General features: G+C 71.5%; 18 protein-coding genes. 6 read left to right on the top strand and 12 right to left on the bottom strand.

The genetic code is table 11. The features are described from left to right. Window positions 1-27: 27 nt before the first annotated feature. Entirely contained in the window at window positions 28-819 is a 792-nt protein-coding gene (locus ACN27J_RS04335) for a class I SAM-dependent methyltransferase (protein WP_421363795.1), read from the bottom strand. A gap of 270 nt (window positions 820-1,089) precedes the next feature. Here ACN27J_RS04335 and ACN27J_RS04330 point away from each other — a divergent pair, with 270 nt between their 5' ends. Next, a complete protein-coding gene (locus tag ACN27J_RS04330; protein WP_421363793.1) occupies window positions 1,090-1,419 on the top strand; it encodes a nucleoside triphosphate pyrophosphohydrolase family protein in 330 nt (109 codons plus the stop codon). Window positions 1,420-1,467: 48 nt separating this feature from the next. Next, window positions 1,468-2,328, top strand: a complete 861-nt coding sequence (locus ACN27J_RS04325; protein ID WP_421363790.1) for an ATP-grasp domain-containing protein — start codon at window positions 1,468-1,470, stop codon at window positions 2,326-2,328. Between the two features lie 8 nt (window positions 2,329-2,336). On the opposite strand, the gene ACN27J_RS04320 is transcribed toward ACN27J_RS04325, so the two are convergent. Continuing rightward, a complete protein-coding gene (locus ACN27J_RS04320; protein ID WP_421363787.1) occupies window positions 2,337-2,933 on the bottom strand; it encodes a sugar O-acetyltransferase in 597 nt (198 codons plus the stop codon). A 112-nt stretch (window positions 2,934-3,045) separates the two neighbouring features. On the opposite strand from ACN27J_RS04320, the gene ACN27J_RS04315 reads away from it, so the two are divergent. Both ACN27J_RS04315 and ACN27J_RS04310 read left to right on the top strand, forming a co-directional pair. Continuing rightward, window positions 3,046-4,185 (top strand): serine/threonine protein kinase, encoded by a 1,140-nt coding sequence (locus ACN27J_RS04315; protein WP_421363784.1) that lies wholly within the window; start codon window positions 3,046-3,048, stop codon window positions 4,183-4,185. 242 nt (window positions 4,186-4,427) lie between these two features. After that, window positions 4,428-4,769, top strand: a complete 342-nt coding sequence (locus ACN27J_RS04310) for an RNA polymerase-binding protein RbpA (protein WP_123601539.1) — start codon at window positions 4,428-4,430, stop codon at window positions 4,767-4,769. A gap of 102 nt (window positions 4,770-4,871) precedes the next feature. Here the strand turns inward: ACN27J_RS04310 and ACN27J_RS04305 are convergent, their stop codons facing one another. The 4 genes from ACN27J_RS04305 to ACN27J_RS04290 form a co-directional block, all read right to left on the bottom strand. After that, window positions 4,872-5,402, bottom strand: a complete 531-nt coding sequence (locus ACN27J_RS04305; RefSeq protein WP_421363781.1) for an FxsA family protein — start codon at window positions 5,400-5,402, stop codon at window positions 4,872-4,874. 56 nt (window positions 5,403-5,458) lie between these two features. After that, entirely contained in the window at window positions 5,459-6,262 is an 804-nt protein-coding gene (locus ACN27J_RS04300) for a polyprenol monophosphomannose synthase (protein WP_421363778.1), read from the bottom strand. Next, complete coding sequence (lnt, locus tag ACN27J_RS04295; RefSeq protein ID WP_421372110.1) at window positions 6,259-7,866, bottom strand: apolipoprotein N-acyltransferase; 1,608 nt, start codon at window positions 7,864-7,866, stop codon at window positions 6,259-6,261. Before lnt ends, ACN27J_RS04300 begins: the two co-directional genes overlap by 4 nt. A 574-nt stretch (window positions 7,867-8,440) precedes the next feature. After that, window positions 8,441-10,063 (bottom strand): amidohydrolase, encoded by a 1,623-nt coding sequence (locus ACN27J_RS04290; protein ID WP_421363775.1) that lies wholly within the window; start codon window positions 10,061-10,063, stop codon window positions 8,441-8,443. A gap of 182 nt (window positions 10,064-10,245) precedes the next feature. On the opposite strand from ACN27J_RS04290, the gene ACN27J_RS04285 reads away from it, so the two are divergent. Beyond that, the gene (locus ACN27J_RS04285) at window positions 10,246-11,637 is read left to right on the top strand and encodes a KamA family radical SAM protein (RefSeq protein WP_421363773.1); all 1,392 of its coding nucleotides are present in this window, start codon (window positions 10,246-10,248) and stop codon (window positions 11,635-11,637) included. A 16-nt stretch (window positions 11,638-11,653) separates the two neighbouring features. Here the strand turns inward: ACN27J_RS04285 and ACN27J_RS04280 are convergent, their stop codons facing one another. From ACN27J_RS04280 to ACN27J_RS04265, 4 genes are all read right to left on the bottom strand, one after another. Further along, window positions 11,654-11,842 carry a CsbD family protein gene (locus tag ACN27J_RS04280; protein ID WP_370461437.1) on the bottom strand — a complete coding sequence of 63 codons (189 nt, stop codon included), beginning with the start codon at window positions 11,840-11,842 and terminating at the stop codon, window positions 11,654-11,656. Window positions 11,843-12,058: 216 nt separating this feature from the next. Further along, window positions 12,059-12,502 carry an Lrp/AsnC family transcriptional regulator gene (locus ACN27J_RS04275; protein WP_421363770.1) on the bottom strand — a complete coding sequence of 148 codons (444 nt, stop codon included), beginning with the start codon at window positions 12,500-12,502 and terminating at the stop codon, window positions 12,059-12,061. Window positions 12,503-12,518: 16 nt separating this feature from the next. Further along, window positions 12,519-13,658 (bottom strand): acyl-CoA dehydrogenase family protein, encoded by a 1,140-nt coding sequence (locus ACN27J_RS04270; RefSeq protein WP_421372109.1) that lies wholly within the window; start codon window positions 13,656-13,658, stop codon window positions 12,519-12,521. Window positions 13,659-13,739: 81 nt separating this feature from the next. Continuing rightward, a complete protein-coding gene (locus tag ACN27J_RS04265) occupies window positions 13,740-14,879 on the bottom strand; it encodes a DUF4037 domain-containing protein (protein WP_421363767.1) in 1,140 nt (379 codons plus the stop codon). A gap of 78 nt (window positions 14,880-14,957) precedes the next feature. Here ACN27J_RS04265 and ACN27J_RS04260 point away from each other — a divergent pair, with 78 nt between their 5' ends. After that, window positions 14,958-15,935, top strand: a complete 978-nt coding sequence (locus tag ACN27J_RS04260) for a 5'-3' exonuclease (protein WP_421363764.1) — start codon at window positions 14,958-14,960, stop codon at window positions 15,933-15,935. Here ACN27J_RS04260 and ACN27J_RS04255 read toward each other — a convergent pair. Together ACN27J_RS04255 and ACN27J_RS04250 are read right to left on the bottom strand one after the other, a co-directional pair. Further along, complete coding sequence (locus ACN27J_RS04255) at window positions 15,906-16,817, bottom strand: MHYT domain-containing protein (RefSeq protein ID WP_421363762.1); 912 nt, start codon at window positions 16,815-16,817, stop codon at window positions 15,906-15,908. The genes ACN27J_RS04260 and ACN27J_RS04255 overlap by 30 nt on opposite strands. Before the next feature lie 169 nt (window positions 16,818-16,986). After that, window positions 16,987-19,770: a DEAD/DEAH box helicase gene (locus tag ACN27J_RS04250; protein ID WP_421363759.1), complete on the bottom strand. Its 2,784-nt coding sequence runs from the start codon at window positions 19,768-19,770 to the stop codon at window positions 16,987-16,989. Window positions 19,771-19,804: the final 34 nt, after the last annotated feature.

Genomic DNA, 19,804 nt, shown 5'->3' with positions numbered 1-19,804 from the left:
GCGCCCCGAAATCTCCCAATACCGAAACTATTCAACCGAGCTCAAGACAAACCGCGCCGGTGGATCGAGGCTCAGGTACCGGCGTGCCGCTCGGTCGCCCATGCGGGTGCGGATGCGCTCGGCGATGGCGTCGAGCAGCGGCTCGCGGACATCGCGATCGAGCCTGCGGTACGGCGACTGCGAGCGCAGGAGGTCGGCAAACCCGTCGCCGTCGAACCACTGAACGGTGGGGTACCAGCGCACGATCGTGGGGCCGAACAGGCCGCCAGGATCGTCGACCAGTCCCCAGCCCTCGTCGGTGCTGCGCACGTCGCCCTCAATCGGCGGACGGCCCCAGTCGGGATTCCCGGGGGAGAACCGCTCGTGGAGATCGGCGGTCTCGGCGTACACCTCCGGCTCGCCGGGCCGGCAGATGACGACGTGGCCGAGCAGCGCCATCCAGCCCCCGGGGTGGAGCACCTCGTGTGCCCGCCGCCAGCCGATCGCAGGATCGACCCAGTGCCACGCTGAAGCTGCCACGAGGAGGTCGAAGCGTCGACCGCGGTCGTCCCACTCCTCGAACGTCGACGACTCGACGGTGACGTTGCCGAAGGTGGCGAGCCGTTGGCGAGCAAGCGCGGCCATACCTGCGCCCGGCTCGATGGCGGTCACCGAACACCCGAGTGCCGCCAGCGAACGCGTCGCCTGACCGGTACCGCAGCCCACCTCAAGCACAGGCGACCTCTCGCGTATGCCGGTGATGGTGACGAGGTCGGCGAACAACGGGGCGGGGTACCCCGGCCGGACCCTGTCGTACAGCTCCGGCACCTCGTTGAACACTTGACCGAGGCCACGTCGATCCGCGCCTGCCACCGCACCACCCTCGCCGAGACCGTCGCCGACGTGCCGATTCTGACCGACGGGCGCCCGCCACACGAGCTGACGCCAGACCAGGGGCGCCCGGGCACCACATAACTGTCATTATGGTGTGCCGACTTCCGGCGCCCGAGCTTCGGCTCGGATTATTGAATAGCTGTTACCGGTAATCCAATAATCCGGCTGCGGGGTGCGGAGGAGCCCGGTGAGCGTGAACCGCCATACTGGTCCGCCATGGACCTGGACGACTACCAACGCGGCGCCCTGCGCACCGCCGCGCCGCGCGACAAGAAGAACGAACTGCTCCACCTGGTACTGGGACTCGTCGGCGAGTCCGGCGAAGTCGCCGAAAAGTTCAAGAAATGGGTCCGAGACCACGACAGCGACGAGTCCAGGCTCGACCGGGCCGACATCACCAAGGAACTCGGCGACGTCCTGTGGTACTTGGCGACCCTCGCCGCCTACCTCGACCTCTCACTGAACGACATCGCGACCGACAACCTGGCCAAGCTGGCCAGCCGCCAGAACCGTGGCGTACTCGGTGGCAGCGGCGACAACCGCTGACCCGGCCCGTCCACCGTACGGCCCGCGCCCAGGCCGTACGATCAGCGCATGGTCACCCGGCTGGCGTGGGTCTCCGCCCACGAGGCACGCGGACACGACGAGGACGAACCGCTGGCCCTGCCGGCGCTACGGCAGGCCGGCGTCGCCGTCGACGTGGTGGTGTGGAACGACCCCGCAGTGCGGTGGGCCGACTACGACCGGGTTGTCCTGCGCTCGACCTGGGACTACCCGCAACGGCTCGGACAGTTCCTCACCTGGCTGGAAACCGTCGAACAGGTGACGGATCTGCGTAACCCGCTACCGATGCTGCGGTGGAACCTGGACAAGCACTACCTCGCCGACCTCGACCGGGCCGGCGTACCCGTCACACCGACCACGTTCGTCGAGCCGGGACACCGTCCACACTTGCCCGCCGGCGACTTCGTGGTGAAACCGGCCGTCGGCGCGGGAAGCCGGCACGTCGCCTCGTACCGGCCGGCACAGCACGACGAGGCGTACGCCCACGTGCGCCGACTGCACGCCACCGGCACCAGCGTGCTGGTCCAACCACGACTCACCTCGGTGGCCGACGACGGAGAATGGCCCCTCGTCTTCTTCACCGGCAGGTACAGCCACGCCGCGAACAAACGGGTCGTGCTGCCGCACACCGACCCAGTCGACGACCTGTTCGCGCCGGAAACCAGCACGCCGCATGTCGCCGACCCGGAACAGATCGCCGTAGCGCGTAAGGCCGTCGACGCCGTCACCGACTCGTTCGGCGTCCCGCTCTACGCCCGGGTCGACCTCGTCCGCGACGACCACGGCCGACCATGCGTGCTGGAACTGGAACTGGTGGAGCCCTCCCTGTTCCTGCCCCAGACCACACCGGCCGCGCTCGAGCGTCTCGTCGCGGCCCTGCAGGCCGACTGACGCCCGCATCACCCTCCGCCGGTCCGGTCGCCCGGCAGATCCCGCACCACCCGCGCCGGGTTGCCGACCGCGAGCACCCCGGCCGGCAGGCTCCGGGTCACCACCGACCCCGCACCGACCACCGTGTCCCTGCCGATCTCCACCCCAGGCAGCACGATAACCCCGCTGCCCAGCCACACGTTGTCGCCGATCCGGACCGGCTCAGCGGACTCCCACTTGTCCCGGCGTGACCCGGCCGCGAGCGGATGTGACGGCGTCAACAACTGCACGTTGCAGCCGATCTGCACATCGTCACCGACGGTGATAGCCGCCGCATCCAACGCCACCAGACCGAAGTTGACGAAGGTACGCGACCCGACGCTGATATGAGCGCCGTAGTCGACCCGCAGCGGAGGCCGTACCTCGGTGCCCTCCCCCACCTCGGCGAACAGCTCGACGAGCAGCGCTCGGCGCCGCCCACCGTCACGCGCCGACGTGCGGTTGTACGCCTCGGTCAGATCCATCGCCCGCAGCGACATCTCGACCAGCTCCGGATCGTCAGCACGGTACAGGGCACCAGCGACCATCCGTTCCCGCATCGACCGCCCGTCACCGCCAGAGCCCACCAGCCGACCGTACGCCGCACAGCCGGAACACACCCGGCGAAGCAGCCGAAGGCACACCTGCGGCCACCACCACGGCGGTACGCGTCAGGCCGGCAACTACACTTCGGCGGCGATGGACACCCCGCCGCCGGACACCGAGACCACGACCCGGCCCTGCGCACACTGCGGCGCACCCGTACCGCAACGGGCAGCCGCCGGCCGCCCCTTCCGGTACTGCCGCGACAACGACGGAGCCTGCCAACGCGCCTCCCGCGCCAACCGGATGCGCCGCCGCGACGCCCCCGGCCTCGCCGGCCAGATCGCCCGCAGCTGGGAACTCGTCGACCGCCTCGACCAGATGGTCGGCACCCTCACCGAGACACTGCACGCCGAACTCTCCCCGGCCGGCGTCGACCGACGCGTCGCCGAAGTCCGGGCCGAAGCCGCCGCCACCCTCGCCGCCGCCCAGGCCGAACGCGACGACGCGCGGCAGACAGCCGAAGCCGCCACGACAGCCGCAACCCAGGCACAACAGATTGCCGCGCAGGCCGCCGCCCGAGCCGAAACCGCCGAGACGCGCGCCGAAACCGCGACCGCCGAAGCCGCGGCGGCCCGCCAGCAGGCCGCGCACGCACGGACGGAACAGGCCGCCGCGCAGCAACGGGCCGCCGCCGCCGACGCACTGCTGCGGCAGGCCGAACACGACCGCGACACCGTCCGCGAACAACTGGACCAACTGACCCGGCAACGCGACGACGACCGACGCGTCATCGACGAACTCACCCGGGAGGCCGCAGCGGCCACCGCCGCAGCAGTCGACGCCAGCGAAGCCGCGCGCACCGCCGACGACCACCGCCAGCAGGCCGACATCCGCGCCGACCGGGCCGACGCGCAAGCCGACGCCGCCCGGGCAGACGCCGCCCAGGCGCACGCAGAAACCGCCGCCGCGCGCGAGGCGCTACACCAGGCGCGCGCCGACATCGACCAGTGGCAGCGGCGGGCCGATGCGGCGCAGCACGATACCCACACCGCCCGCGCCGACGCCGACACCGCCCGCGCGGAGACCGCCGCCGCCGTCGCCCGCGCCGACCAAGCCCGACACACCGCGACAGAACTCGCCGCCGCGCTCGACACCGCCCGAGCCGAACGTGACAACGCCCAGGCCCGGGTCACGGAACTGTCCCGCCAAGTCAGCGACCTCGCCACGGCGCTGGCAGCGCTCAGCACCGCCCACCGGCCGGTCGACAACCACCCGGCGGCACCCGCACAGTGACCTACATCGCATCCACATCGTCACCGATGTGCCAGACTTCGTTAACGCCATGTTTCACCCCGGCGGCGACGGCGTCCGCGCACCGGTGACACGGCAACAGCGAGCATCGGCCGGATACGCTCGCACACGTCCGGGCGCGGGCCTGCCGCTACCAGGCAGCGCCCGTCGACAGCGGGAATCGCCCGCCCCGTACACATCGTTACACCTGAAGACCAGCACCACGACCGAGGGGATAGCCGATCATGGGCGAGCGCATGCTGCGCGGAAGCCGTCTGGGAGCAGTCAGCTACGAGTCCGACCGCAACACGGAACTCGCGCCGCGCCAGACCCGCGAGTACCTCTGCGCCAAAGGCCACCAGTTCGAGGTCCCGTTCGCCGTCGACGCAGAGGTGCCGGTGACCTGGGAATGCAAGTTCGACGGCAGCGTCGCCCGGCTGGTCGACGGCAGCGAACCGGAGCAGAAGAAGGCCAAGCCGCCACGCACCCACTGGGACATGCTCCTGGAACGGCGGTCGATCGCCGAACTGGAAGACATCCTGGCCGAACGTCTGCAGGAGGTCCGCAACCGGCGCGGCGGCGTCTGACCACCCGCCCCGCCCGACCGGTGGGCAGACCAGACACCGACGCCCCTGACGCCGCACCCCGGCGTCAGGGGCGTCGTCGCGCTCCCGGCCCGGCGTGCCCACTCACCGCGGCGGGTCGACGATCTCCCCTTCGATCGTCGGACCGGCCGCGGCAGCCCGCTGCGCGGAACCGTCCGCAGACCCCGCCGGTGGCCGGTCCGCCGCCGGCGGCGGATACACCCGCACCCGGCGCGGCCCGAACATCTCCCCGGCCGCCGCCGACGACATCCGCCGCTCCGCAGCGACCTGCACCCGCCGCCGCACCACCCGCCGCACCTGCGGCACCGCCAACACACCCCCGAACACGCCACTGACCAGCCCCGGCGTCGCCAACAACACACCAGCGACCAACCCGAGCAGACCGTCACTGACCTGCTCGCCCGGCGGACGACCGGACTGCGCCGCCGCCCGGAAACTCCGCCACGCACGCATTCCTTCCCGACGCAGCAGCGCCATACCCGCCAGGGAAGCGGCCAGCACCAGCAGCAACGCCCACCCGTAGCCGATCTGATGGGCGATCAGCAGGAAAACGGCGACCTCCAGAACCAGACCAGCCGCCAACGCCAACGGGATCAACCGCACTCCCCGGCGCATGTCACCTCCTGCGAACGTGGCGTCACGTCACCTGTCCAGCATGACACGCGCCGTCGTCACGGCCAGCGCGCCGAAGCCGTGTCGCGACGCCGGCCGGTCAACCCGTCCCGGCGGGCCCGAACCCCCCAGACGGTCACCCGCCACAACGCCTCCCGCACGATCGACGCGCTCATCTTGCTCGCGCCCTGCTCCCGCTCCGCGAACGTGATCGGCACCTCGACGATCCGGAACCCCTCACGGTGTGCCCGCCAGGTCAGCTCCACCTGGAACGAATAGCCCTGCGACGACACACTCGCGTAGTCGATCTTGTCGAGCACCGCGGTCCGGTACACCCGGTAACCACCGGTCGCGTCCCGCACCGGCATACCCAGCGCCAACCGCGTGTACAGGTTCGCCCCCTGCGACAGCACCCACCGGTGCCGGGGCCAGTTCACCACCTCACCGCCCGGCACCCACCGGGAACCGATCACCACGTCGGCGTCCCGCGCCGCGTCCAGCAGCTGCGGCAACTGCTCCGGAGCATGCGACCCGTCAGCGTCCATCTCGACCACCGCGTCGTAGCCACGCTCCCGCGCCCAGCCGAACCCGGCGACGTAGGCCGCGCCGAGACCCTGCTTACCCGGCCGGTGCAGCACATGCACCTGGCCGTCGGCCGCAGCCAGCTCATCGGCGACCGCCCCGGTACCGTCCGGCGAGTTGTCGTCGGCGATCAGCACGTCGACCTGGGGCACGGCGTCGCGGATCCGGGCGGTGATCAGGCGTACGTTCTCCGCCTCGTTGTAGGTGGGGACGACCACCAGCACCCGACCGACACCCGGGTAGCCCTCCGGGCCACCGCCCGCCGACACCGCCTCGCTCACCGTACCTCCGTATCCGAACTGACCACCCGCCGCCGCAGCCACACCGCGGCGACCAGCACCGCGCCGGCGAACACCACCAGCACCGCTTCGGGCCAGAAACCCATCCGAGTCGCAAGAGTACGCGTCGCCCCGAGCTCGAGCTCACTCACCACGGCGGCCGCCGTGTTGAACCGGGTCGGCTGCGACACCCGCCCATTCTGATCGACAAACGCTGATATGCCAACGGTCGACGCCATCAACCCGGCCCGACCATGCTCCACCGCCCGCAACCGCACCATCGCCAACTGCTGCGCCGCCTCGGCCTCATTGAACGTCGCGTTGTTCGTCTGCACCGCCAACACCTGCGCACCACCGGTCACCGTGTCACGGACCAACCCGTCGTAGGCCACCTCGAAACAGATGATGCCGCTGACCGCCACCGGACCCACCCGCAGCACACCCGGCTGCGAACCGGCCACGAAATCCGCCCGGACCAGATCCACCTGATCGGTGACCATCCGCGCCAACCGCCGAAACGGCACATACTCCGCGAACGGCACCGGATGCCGCTTCACGTACACCTGCTCGACGTCGCCACCGGAACCCGGCTCCCACACCAGACTCACGTTGCGCACCTCCCCGGCACCGGGCCCGTACGCCAACGCACCCACCAGGATCGGCACCCCGACAGCCGCCGCCGCCTCATCGATACTCGCCGCCGCCCGCGCGTCACGCATCGGATCCACGTCGCTGGCGTTCTCCGGCCACACCACCAGATCCGGCGCCGGCACCTCACCAGCCGCCACCCGCCGCGCCAACCCGACCGTGCCCTGCACATGGTTGTCCAACACAGCCCGCCGCTGAGCGTTGAAATCCAACCCCATCCGCGGCACGTTGCCCTGCACGACCGCCACCACCACCGAACCCGACGACCCGCCCCCCACCGGCACCAACCCACCCACCAGCAGCACCAGCACCGCCACCCCGAAACCCCCGGCCACCAGCGCCAAACCCCGCCACGAACGCCAGGAACGCCACACCCCCACCGCCACCGCCCCACCGGCCACCGCCACCACGAACGTCACCAACGGCGCCCCACCCACCGCCGCCCACGACAACACCGGCGAATCACCCTGACTGAACGCCAACCGCCCCCACGGGAACCCACCAAACGGCGTCCGACCCCGCAACGCCTCCTGCCCCACCCACAACAACCCGGTCACCACCGGCCACAGCACGCCCCGGCGACGATCCACCACCGGAGACACGAACGCCGCCACCGCACCCAGCAACGCCAGGTAACCGGCCTGCAAGCCCGACAACAACACCCACGGCAAACTGCCCGTGTGCAGATTCGTCCAACTCAGCAACGGGGCGAAGAACACCACCCCGGCCACGAACCCCAGACCCGCACCCGCCCGCAACCGACGCCGATGCACCGCCACCGACAACGCCGCCACCCCCACCGGGGCCGCCCACCACCAGCCGTACGGCGGAAAAGCCACCAACAGCGCCGCACCCGACAACACCGCCAGACCGATCGCCCACGGCAGCCCCAACGGGCCGTCCACCGCCGCGAGCGCCACCGGCCGCGACCGCTCCGGCACCACCGCCGCATCCACCATCGCCACGTCGAGTCCCACCCGCCAGGCCACCACCCGCGGCAGCCACCGAACCGTCCGACGAAGGCTACCGGCAATCCCGCCCATCCGACGACGACAGCGACAGCCACAGCCGGCGACGCACCGGCCGCCAAACGAGAAATCGGGGCGCGGCCGATCCGGCCGCGCCCCGCGCTCCCAGGCCCCTCCCCCGCCGATGCGGCAGGACGACCGTACGGTGACCTTCGGACCGGCCAACCGGGAACTGGCTGCCCCCGACGGACCGTTGTCTACTGGCCCCGCACGACCACCTGCCCGTACACCGGAAAGTCGCGGCCGGTTCGCGCCGCCTCGCCGACCCTCGCCCACTGGACCTGGCCGATGCGGACACCACCCGTGGCGATCCACGAGCGGCACAACCACACTGCGACAACAGTCGCTCGGCCAGCGGACGAAGAAACGAAGCGAACAACAGCCGCTTCCCGTGGTAGGACTCAAAGACGGTACGCGGGCCACCCCCGGTGCTGTCAACCCGGCCCAGGGACATCGACCACCGCCACCGGCGTGTCATCACCGGCGTGTCACCGGCCGCCCCCGCTCACCCCACACCGGCCGCCGCCCGATCCGCCGCCACGAAGATCTCCCGACCCCGCAGCACCGTCCGCAGACACCGCGGCAGCGGCGTCGGATCCGCCGGCCCGCGCAGCGCCGGATCCTCTGCCACCAGGACCGGCAGGCCGTCCACCGACACACCTGCCGGCGTCTCCCACACCGCGAACGTCGCCGCCGCCCCCAGCGCCAACGCCCCCTCCTGCGCGGTCTGCACCACACCCGGCGGCAACGCCCGCCAACCGCCCCTGGTGTGCGCGGCGAACGCCGACCGAACCGCCAACCGCGACGCCGGATTGAAATGCGAAACCGCGGCCCGCACAGCACCCCACGGATCCAGCGGCGTCACCGGCGAGTCCGAACCGAACGCCAACGTGACGCCCACCCCGTGCAACGCACCGAACGGATTCGACGCCAACGCCCGGTCCACGCCCAGCCGGGCCGCGTACATCTGACCCTCACCACCCCACAACCGGTCGAACGCCGGCTGCACGCTGGCCACCACCCCGAACTCGACGAACGCCCCGATCACCCGCTTGTCGACCAACTCGACGTGCTCCACCCGGTGCCGGCCGGCCCGCAACCGCTCCACCCCGACCTCGCCGGCCGCCACCGCGAAGCCGTCCACGACCGCCGCCACCGCCGCGTCACCGATCGCGTGGAACCCACCCTGCACCCCCGACCGGACACAGTCCACCAGATGCGCCGCGACCTGATCGGCGGCCAGGAAACAACTGCCGCAGCCGCCGCCGTCGACGTACGGCTGCGACAGGTACGCCGTCCGCGACCCCAACGCGCCGTCGGCGTACAGGTCACCACCGGCGGCCACCGCGCCCAACTCCCGTGCCCGGGCCGCCCCCAGAAACTCCCCCCAGTACCCGTACACCTCCGGCAGGCCGTCGCCCGACATCGCCAACACACCGACGAAGTCGGACTCCGACGACGTCTGCGGACCGCCGCACTCGTGCACCGCCGCGATACCCACCCCGGCCGCCGCAGCCAACGCGGCCCGCTGCGCCGAGGTGCGCTGCGCCGGCGTCAACGACCCGAACGCCAACGCCCGCACCCCGTGATGGTCGTCCTCCCGCACCCACCCTGGCGGATCGGAGCGTTCCGCCAGACCCGGCACCGCCGCCAACATCTCCGACGACACCAGCGCCGAATGGATCGACGCCTGGGACAGGTACACCCGCCGTCCGCCCGACGCCGCCGACAACTGCCGCGCGTCCGGCGGCACCGGCCGCTGCCACGTCGACTCGTCCCACCCGTGCCCCAGCACCACCGCGTCCGGCGGCAGCCCCGCCGCGAAGCCGGCCACCCGGTCGACCAGCTCGGCTGGCGAACGCACCGACGACAGATCCAGGCCGGAAAGCACCAGACCGGTGTCGGTCGCGTGCACGTGCGCGTCGACGAAGGCCGGGGTCACCAGCGCGCCGGCCAGGTCGACCACGACATCCGCCCGGGGCGCGTCCGCGTCCGTACCCAACCAGCCGATCCGGCCGTCACGCACCAGCAACGCCGTCGCTCCCGGCACCGCCGGGCAGTACAACCTGCCGCCCCGGTACAGCACCGCGGGCGTCCCGGCCTCCGAACCCACCGTACGAGTCGTCATCTGCTCAGTCTGCTCCCCACCTGCGCGGGAGACGACAGCTGCCCACCGGAGCCGCCGATCGGCAACCGAATCACCACCTCGCACCTAGCAAGACCGGAAGACTTACGGCAGACTAGTCAACACACAGGAAATTATCCAGGAGTGCGGTACGCCCCACCGGACGCACCGAGCCAGGAGGACCGATGCCGCAACCCACCTCGGCGGACAGCCCAGGAACCACCCCGACGCTGCCCCAGCCGTACGAATACCAACGCCGCGAACTCGTCGAACCCGACTGGACCCGACTACCCGGCTGGCGCGACGTCACCCCCGACCAGTGGCAGTCCGCCCAGTGGCAACGGGCCCACTGCGTCAAGACCGTCGCCCAACTGCACGCCGTCCTCGGCGACCTCGTCGGCGACGACTTCTACGCCGAACTCGACGCCGACCAGAGCCGACACGCCACCATGTCCATGCTGGTCACCCCGCAGATGATCAACACGATGGTGCCAGCCAGCGCACCCGACACCGACTCCCTGCGGGCCGACCCGATCCGGCGCTACATGCTGCCGCTGGCCAGCGACCGCCGGACCGACTGGCCGTCCCACCCGTACGCCAGCCGCGACTCCCTGCACGAACACGACATGTGGGTGGCGGAAGGACTGACCCACCGCTACCCGACCAAGGTCCTCGCCGAACTCCTCGCCACCTGCCCGCAGTACTGCGGGCACTGCACCCGGATGGACCTGGTCGGCAACTCCACCCCGACCATCGACAAACTCCGTCTGACCCTCAAGCCCACCAACCGCTACCAGGCACATCTCGACTACCTGCGCGGGCACCCCGGAGTCCGCGACGTCGTCGTCTCTGGCGGCGACGTGGCGAACCTCCCCTGGCGGCATCTCGAAAGCTACCTGCAGAGCCTGCTGGACATCGACAGCATCCGCGACATCCGGCTGGCCACCAAGGCACTCATGGGCCTACCCCAGCACTGGCTGCAGCCCGATGTCGTGACCGGCCTGGAACGCGTTGCCCGCACCGCCGCCAGCCGCGGCGTCAACCTCGCCATCCACACCCACGTCAACCACGTGCAGTCACTCACCCCGCTGGTCGCCCGAGCCGCCCAGACCGCGCTCGACGTGGGCATCCGCGACGTGCGCAACCAGGGTGTGCTGATGCGCGGGGTCAACGCCGACCTGCACAGTCTGCTCGACCTCTGCTTCGCGCTCCAGGGCGAAGCCGGCATCCTTCCGTACTACTTCTATCTCTGCGACATGATCCCCAACGCCGAGCACTGGCGGGTCCCGGTCTGGACCGCGCAGCAGCTGCAGCACGACCTGATGGGCTACCTGCCCGGCTACGCCACCCCCCGGATCGTGTGCGACGTGCCACTGGTCGGCAAGCGCTGGGTGCACATGCTGACCGAGTACGACCGGGAGCACGGCATCTCGTACTGGACCAAGAACTACCGCACCTCGCTCGACGGCACCGACGACGACCTGGGGCGGCGGTACCCGTACTACGACCCGATCGACACGCTTCCGGAGTCCGGACAGCGGTGGTGGTCCCGGCAACGGACGACCACCACCGGCTGATCCGGCCCGCTGCTCGTCAGCCGCTGAACGCGTCCCGTACGTTGCGGCCGGCGTCCTTCGCGTGCTCCCCCGCGTCCTTGGTCCGGGCCTTGCTCGCCTCGGCGGCGCCCTCGGCCCGCATCTGCTCGTTGTCGGTCGCCGCGCCGTAGCGCTCCTTCGCCTGGCCCTTGAGCTCCTCGGCCTTGTTGCGCGCCTTGTCGGTCATGCCCATGGTCGATCACTCCTATCGCGCTACTGACCGGACGGTTTCCGTCCGTGCTTCCTGCATGCCCGGCGTCGTGGGCTTCAAACGGTGCGGCAGTCAGAGTGGTCGCTGGGCCGTTGAGGTGCGGGATGGTGTTGATCACAACGCCTAATTCGTCCTAGGACGATAGGAAGTGGCATTCCGACAGGCGTGCCGAGAGGACGCCGGGCGACAGACTCAGACGAGTTTCGGCGGACGCGACTCGTACGGGGTGGACAGCACCACCGTCGTGCGAGTGGTGACGTTCGCCGCCGTGCGGATTTCCTGCAGCAGCCGTTCCAGATCCGCCGGGCTCGCCACCCGGACCAGCAACAGGTAGAAGTCCTCCCCCGCCACCGAATAACAGGAATCGATCTCGGCCAGATGCGACAGCCGTTCCGGGGCGTCGTCCGGCTGGGACGGGTCCAGCGGCCGGATCGCGACGAACGCGCTCAACGGCAGCCCCACCGCCTCGAACGACACCCGGGCGGTGTAGCCGTTGACCACCCCGCGCTGCTCCAGCCGGCGCACCCGCTGATGAACCGCCGACACCGACAGGCCCACCCGCTCGGCCAGCTCGGTGTACGACACCCGGCCGTCGGTGGTCAGCGCGGCGACGATAGCGCGATCGGTCTCTTCCACGGCGAGAAACCTACCGTCACCGGGCCAGCGCCCGGGAGATCACCACCCGCTGGATCTGGTTCGTCCCCTCCACGATCTGCAGCACCTTCGCCTCCCGCAGGTACCGCTCCACCGGATGGTCGGCCGCATAGCCGTACCCACCGAGTACCTGAACCGCGTCGACGGTGACCTTCATCGCGACGTCGGTGGCGAACAGTTTCGCCTTGGCCGCCTCGACGGCGTACGCCCGACCGGCGTCGCGCAACCGGGCCGCGGCCAGGGTCACCGCCCGAGCGGCCGACACCTGGGTGGCCATGTCCGCCAACAGGAACCCCAGGCCCTGCAGATCGATGATCGGCCGGCCGAACTGCTCCCGCTCCCGGGCGTAACCGACCGCGTGGTCGAGCGCTGCCTGGGCCAGCCCGACCGCACAGGCGGCGATCCCCAGCCGGCCGGCGGCCAGCGCGGACATCGCCACACCGAAGCCGGAGCCCGCCGCACCCACCAGGTGGTCCGTCGGCACCCGGGCCTGGTCGAACACCAGTTGGGCGACCGGGGAGGAGCGCAGGCCCATGGTGCGCTCCGCCGGCTGCGGCAGCACGCCGGTGGTGCCGGCCGGGACGAACAGACACGAGATGCCCCGCGTTCCAGGTCCGCCGGTGCGGCAGAAGACGTTGTAGAAATCGGCCACCGCCGCATGGGTGATCCACGCCTTCGTCCCGGTCACCACGTAGTCGTCCCCGTCGCGAACCGCCCGGGTGGTCAGCGCCGCCGCGTCCGACCCGCCCTGCGGCTCGCTGAGGCAGTACGCACCCAGCAGCTCACCGCCGAGCATCTCCGGCAACAGCTTCCGTTGCCGGTCGGTGCCGTACTCGGCCACCGGATAGCAGGACAACGTGTGCACGCTGACCGCCTCGGCGACCGCCAACCAACGGCTGGCCAGCACCTCCAGCACCTGCAGATACACCTCGTAGGGCTGGCCCGCACCGCCGTCGGACTCCGCGAACGGCAGGCCGAGCAGACCGGCCCGGCCGAGGGTGCGGACCACCTCCCGGGGGAACTCGGCCCGCGCCTCGAAATCGGCGGCCCGGCCGGCCAGCTCCCGGTCGGCGAGCTCGGTGGCCAACTCGATCAGGTCGTATGCCTCGGGCGTGGGCAGGACGCGTTCGACGGTCATGGTGGTGCGCTCCAGGGTGGTGAGCGGGCCGGCGCCGGCCCGCAGTGGCGGGCCGACGGTGCCGATCGACACCCAGCAAGCTTAACGTTCGTTTGGCCGCGTCCCGTCGTGGTCCAGCCCCAGGACGCAACCCATCACCGTGCGGGTCCGCGCGACATCGGTGAGCAGCGCGGTATGGTCAACGACCTGATCCACCGCCCCCAGCACCGGCAGCGCCCGCAGCTCGCGGTCACCGATCGCCGACCACAGGGCCCGAGCGAACCTGGCCGCGTCGAGTACCAGGAACGGCCGGTCCCGGAACGGCCGTACCGTCGGCTCCACCGGTGCGGCCAGCGCGAGCTGGTTGGTCCGCACCGCCAGCAGCTCGTACGCCTGGCACAGCCGCCGCTGCCGCACGCTCCACCCGGTCGCCGACAACGCCGCGGCCAACGTCGCGCACAGCCCGTCGTCGTCCGGCAGCCGGGCGAACGCGCTGCCCAGCCACTTGTGGTACGGCGGATAGCAGCGGCCGACCAGCAACGCCAGCCGCATCAGGTCCCGCACGATCCGGGCGGTCACCACCGCGCCGCCGATCTCGTCGCCGACCTCCCCGCACCGGCCGACGAACGGCTCCTCGCCGGCCACCCGGGCCCAGGCCGCGGCCAGCACGTACCGCCAGATGTCCGGTGGGTACCAGGCGAGAACCGCACGACGACCGGTAAGCCCACCGACCGGCCCGGCCGACCGGGCCACCACGTCCGGCAGAGCGTCGTGGAACACGTCCCCGGCGGTGAACTCGGCGAGCCGCTGAGTCGGGGTGGCGAGCCAGTCCAGCCGGCCCGGCCCGTCGGCCGGATCGAAGCCCAGCACCCGGTGGCACCAGGCAGCCACGTCCGTCACCGTCACCCCGTGCCGGGCACCGTCGAGCGCCGGCACCCCCAGACTGCGGTCGGCGTCCGGCGCGAACCTGGTCGGGAAACCCAGAAAGGTCGCCGGCATCTCCTCGGCGACGGCGGCGCACACCTGGTCGGCCAGGCCGGCGTCGGCGCGGTCGAGGAACACCTGTACCCGTGGGCCCCAGTCGTGGTCGCGGGAGCGTTCCGTGTCGAACCCGAACAGCTCCGAACCGGTGTCCATCCGGGCTGCGGCGTAGCGCAGCCGGGGGAACCGGGCGGCGATCGCCGGCGCCACCACCGCGTGGTGAAACCGGCGGCTCAGCTCCAGGCCGGGCAGGAAGCTCATGTCGGCAGCCTGCCGCACCGCCCCGCCGGCCGTGCCGGACAACCGGCGGTGTCACCGGGCTGTGCGAGGCTGTAGCGCGTGAACCGATCCGACCCCCTACTGGCCGTCGACGCCCCGAGCCTGTACTTCCGGGCGTACTTCGGGGTGCCCGAGTCCGCCGCCCGCACCGCCGATGGCGAACCGGTCAACGCCGTACGCGGCTTCCTCGACATGCTCGCCGCACTGATCACCCGGCGACGGCCGGGGCGACTGATCTGCGCCCTCGACCACGACTGGCGGCCCGCCTGGCGGGTGCGGTTGCTGCCGTCGTACAAGGCACACCGGGTGGCACCCAGCGGCGGGGAGATCGTCCCGGACACCCTGGTGCCGCAGCTGCCGGTACTGCTGGACGTGCTGTCCGCGCTGGGGGTGCCGGCCATCGGCGCGGCCGGCTACGAGGCCGACGACGTGCTCGGTACGCTCGCCACCCGCCAGGCCGGCCCGGTCGAGGTGGTCTCCGGCGACCGGGACCTGTTCCAGCTGGTCGACGACGACCACCCGGTCCGGCTGCTCTACGTCGGTCGGGGCGTGGCCAAGCTGGAGGACTGCGACGGCGCGGCCGTCGAGCAGCGCTTCGGGGTGCCGCCCGCCGGGTACGCCGACTTCGCCGCGCTGCGCGGCGACCCGAGCGACGGCCTGCCGGGAGTGCCGGGCGTCGGCGCCAAGACCGCCGCGCGGCTGCTGCAGCGGTACGGCGATCTTGCCGGGCTGGTCACGGCACTGGACGACCCACGGTCCGGGTTCGCTCCCGGTCTGCGGGCCCGGCTGGCCGCCGCCCGCGACTACCTGGCGGTCGCGCCGACCGTCGTGCGGGTGGCCAGGGACCTCGATCTGGCGGTCGAACCGGTGCGGCTGCCGGCCGCACCGGCCGATTCCGACCGGTTGATGGGTCTGGCCGCCCGGTGGAACCTCGCGGGCTCCTGCCGACGCCTGGTCGACGCGATGGCGCTGGGCGACGGTGGGTCCGGCGGCGCGGACGCTAGCGGGTCAGGCGTTGAACCCGTTGAACCCGCCTGACCCACTCGACGCGTTCTGCTCACCGCCGGTGTTCGGGCCGCTGGTGTTCGAGCCACTGCGCAGCGGGGTGAACCCGTTCGGTCGGGGCGGGGGCGGCGGTGGGGTGCTGCGCCGCTCGGCGATCCGCGCGTCGAGGTACGCCGCCGCAGCCCGGTCCTCCTCCGTCGGGGCCGACAGCACCGCGTACACCAGGCCGATCACCACCAGCAGCACCGCCACGCCGATCGGCACCAGCAGGGTGGCCGCGGTCGCCCCGTTGAGCACGCCGGTCGGTTCGTGCAGATGCACCGACATCGCCGTCATGCCGGTGAAGTGCATACCGTTGACCGCGACACCCATCAGCAGCGCGGACCCGGTCATCGCCAGCGGCCGGCGGACCGTGACCGCCAACCACAGCGCCACCGTCGCCGCGATCACCGCGATCACCACGGAAAGCGTCACCCGGCCCGAGGCGTAGCCGATGTCGCCGTTGAGCCGCATGGCGGCCATCCCGGTGTAGTGCATCGCGGCCACGCCCAGGCCGGTGATGACCCCGCCGAGCAGGATCTTCGCCAGCGACGGCCGGCCGAAGCCGACCAGGAACAGCCCGAAAGCGACCGCGGCGATCGCGATCACCGCGCTGGCGATGGTGATCGCGATGTCGTAGCGGATCTGGGTGCCGGCCACGCTGAAGCCGAGCATCGCCATGAAGTGCATGGTCCAGATGGCGGTGCCACCGATCGCGAAGGCCGACAGCGACAGCCACCAGGCGCGCCGGCCCGGGGTGTTCGACTCACGGACCCGCACGGCGCAGATCAGTCCGAGAAACGAACCGAGCACCGACAGTGCGTAACTCAGTGTGGGTGTGATGAAGCCGTACTCAAAATGATTGATCTCTGCCACGTCCGCCCCCTCAGGCCCAAGCCACAGGCTGGTACTCCCCGGACCGATGGTGAGCAGCCAAAAGGGTCTTCGCAAGCGATCGTTCGGTTGTTTTGCCAGGCCGTGTCGACATCGTGACACACCACCGGTACCAGCGACTACGTCACGCACCCCGACCATCGACCGGCAGTCACCCCGTCGCCTGGTAGGCCAGTACTCCGCGCTGCAGCGCGGACACCGCCTGCGCGGCCGTCCGCGCCAGCTGCGGCGACGCACCCCGGGCCTGGGCCAGCTGCCCGAGCATGTCGGCGACCTGCCGGGCCCACCGGACGAAGTCCCCGGCCGGCATCTCCCCGTCCAGGCTGTCCCCGCTGGCCAGCACCTTGGCCAGCGGCTCGCCCCGGGCCCACCGGTAGATCGGCCAGACAAAGCCGAGATCCGGCTCCCGGGTCGACTCCAGGCCGGCGGCCGCCTCGTCGGCCTCCAGTCTGGCCCAGATCGCGGTGGTGGCGTCCACCGCCGCGGCGACCGCCCCCCGCGGCAGCGCCGCCCGCTCGTCGACGTCGCGGCGGGCCTCGTACACCACCACCGACACCGCGGCGGCCAGCTCCGCCGGCGCCAGACCGTCCCAGACACCTCGGCGCAGGCACTCGGCGACCAGCAGGTCGGTCTCCGTCCAGATCCGGGCCAGCATCCGCCCGGCGTCGGTCACCGTACCGTCGGATGTCAGGTAGCCGCGGTCGGTCAGCAGACCGCAGACCCGGTCGAAGGTCCGGGTCAACGATCCGGTCCGGCCGGCCACCCGGGCCCGCAGCTCGTCGGTGTCGCGGGCCAGCCGGTGCCGTCGTTCCGCCCAGCGGGCATGCTCCTCCCGGTCCGGACAGCTGTGGCAGGGGTGCCGACGCAACTCGGCGCGCAACTGGGTGATCCGGTCGTCGTCCCGGTCACCGCGCGCACGCCCCCGGCGGCGAGCGCCGTGGCGGCCCAGGCCCGTCCCGGCCACCGCCGCCGCCAGATCCCGCCGGGCCGCCGGTGACCGGTGGTTGAAATGCTTCGGCACCCGGATCCGGGTCAGCACCTCCGCGGGGACGGTGAAGTCGCCGACCGACACCCGGCCCGCCCACCGGTCCTGGGTCAGCACCAGCGGGCGGGGCTCGCCGAACCCACCCGCCCCAGGATCCAGCACCACAGCCAACCCGGCCCGCCGACCCGACGGCACCCGGATGACGTCACCGACCCGCAGCCGCTCCAGCGAGTCGACCGCCGCGGTGCGCCGCTGCTGCTGACCCTGCCGGGCCAGCTCCCGCTCCCGGTCGGCGATCGCCACCCGCAGATCGAAGTACGCGTCGAAGTCGCCGAGGTCGCAGCGCGCCTCGACGCCGTACGCCTCGATGGTCTCGGTGTTGCGCTGCGCCTGCCGGGCCAGGCCGACCACCGATCGGTCCGCCTGGAACTGGGCGAAGGACGACTCGAGCAGTTCCCGGGCAGCGTCGAAACCGACGGTGCCGACCAGGTTGACCGCCATGTTGTAGGACGGTCGGAAACTCGACCGCAGCGGGTAGGTCCGGGTCGAGGCGAGCCCGGCGACGTGCCGTGGATCGACCTCCGGCGACCAGACCACCACCGCGTGGCCCTCCACGTCGATACCGCGCCGGCCGGCCCGACCGGTCAGCTGGGTGTACTCGCCCGGGGTCAGGTCGACGTGCGCCTCACCGTTGAACTTGACCAGCCGTTCCAGCACCACGCAGCGGGCCGGCATGTTGATTCCCAAGGCCAGCGTCTCGGTGGCGAACACGGCTTTGATCAGGCCTCGGACGAACAGCTCCTCGACGACCTCCTTGAAGGCCGGCAGCATGCCGGCGTGGTGCGCGGCGAGACCGCGTTCCAGCCCGTCCAGCCAGCCCCAGTAGCCGAGCACCGACAGGTCCTCGGCCGGCAGGCTGGACAGCCGTGACTCCACCAGCCGACGGATCTCAGCGCGCTCGTCCGGGGTGGTCAGCCGGAGCCCGGCGGCCAGACACTGGGCGACGGCGGCATCGCACCCGGCCCGGCTGAACACGAACAGGATCGCCGGCAGCAGGCCCTCCCGCTCCAGGCGTTCGATCACGTCCGCCCGCAGCGGCGGACGCCAACGCGGGCCGCGACCACCGGACCGGCCCCAGCCCGGCCCGTGGGTACGGCCGTCACCGAGTTCCAGCCGGCGCAGCATCTCCCGGCTGTAGCGCAGCAACTCCGGATGCACGTCGTGTTTGCGGGCCGCGTCGGCGTCGTGGAACAGGTCGAACATCCGCCGCCCCACCAGCATGTGCTGCCACAGCGGGACAGGACGGTGCTCGCTGACCACCACCTCGGTCTCACCGCGGACGGTGACCAGCCAGTCGGCGAACTCCTCGGCGTTGGACACCGTCGCGGACAACGACACCAGGACGACCGACGACGGCAGGTGAATGATCACCTCCTCCCAGACCGCGCCCCGGAACCGGTCGGCCAGGTAGTGCACCTCGTCCATCACCACGTAGGCCAGGCCGTCCAGAGTGGCCGAATTGGCGTACAGCATGTTGCGCAGCACCTCGGTGGTCATCACCACCACGGGCGCGTCGCCGTTGATCGCGTTGTCCCCGGTCAGCAGTCCCACCTGGGCGGCACCGTACCGGTCGACCAGGTCGTGGTACTTCTGGTTGGACAGTGCCTTGATCGGGGTGGTGTAGAAGCACTTGCGCGGCGGGCCGCCGGCCGGCGCGGCACCGGCGCGCAGCGCCAGGTGGACCGCGAACTCGCCGACCACCGTCTTGCCCGCCCCGGTCGGCGCGCAGACCAGCACCCCGCTGCCCCGTTCCAGGGCCTGGCAGGCGGCCCGTTGGAAGTCGTCCAGGTCGAAGCCGAGATCGAGGGTGAACTCCCCGAGCGCGGGAAAGGCGGCGGCCTGCGCGGCCCGGCGGCGCGCTGCGGCGTACCGCTCGGCGGGGCTCGACATACCGCAAGATTAATCGCAGCCGGCCGGTGGCGTC

The sequence above is a fragment of the Solwaraspora sp. WMMB762 genome, assembly GCF_049179115.1.
Lineage (GTDB): Bacteria > Actinomycetota > Actinomycetes > Mycobacteriales > Micromonosporaceae > Micromonospora_E.
This window is presented reverse-complemented; position numbering and strand designations above follow the sequence as displayed.